Below are 511 nucleotides of genomic sequence, written 5' to 3' on the forward strand. Positions count from 1 at the left end.
TGCACCACGGAATGTCGCTCTCTTTTGGGAAGCACGCAGGATAGTTACAACTAGTTCATAATTTCGAGAGGTAATTTCCATGGGGATTTTTGTCTTAGGGGCAAAGACAGAGCCCTTATTTAAAAGAAAAAACATGTACATCTTAATAACCTTGTTCTCATCGGTGTTTTTGGCATTACGACCTATTCCATGGGCAAAGGATGACCTGAACTATCTAGACTATGCCATGTACGGAGGAGAGCTCCTTCAATACACACTTGAAAGGTCTGTCACTAATCCTTTGTTCTTTTTTGTTAATGAACCATTATGGCTACTTATTAATAGTTTTGCGGGGGAATTTTTGCAACCCGAAATGGTTGTTAGGTTGGTTATTTTCTTTTCAACTTTTATGGTCTTATTGTCCATGGGCAGAATTACCAATTACTCTTTTTTTACTATTCTATTCTTTTTCGTCATTGTGCAGCTACTAAAAAATCATGTAACTCATTTGATGTCAAGGCCGATTATTTTT

At 37.2% G+C, this 511-nt stretch carries 1 protein-coding gene; it reads left to right on the forward strand.

The features are described from left to right. Positions 1-79: 79 nt before the first annotated feature. Positions 80-511, forward strand: a 432-nt coding sequence (locus VU18_RS20880) for a hypothetical protein (protein ID WP_047758461.1), incomplete at its 3' end; no start/stop codon positions are given.

Origin of the sequence: Geobacillus sp. ZGt-1 (genome assembly GCF_001026865.1) — a bacterium.
Lineage (GTDB): Bacteria > Bacillota > Bacilli > Bacillales > Anoxybacillaceae > Geobacillus > Geobacillus thermoleovorans.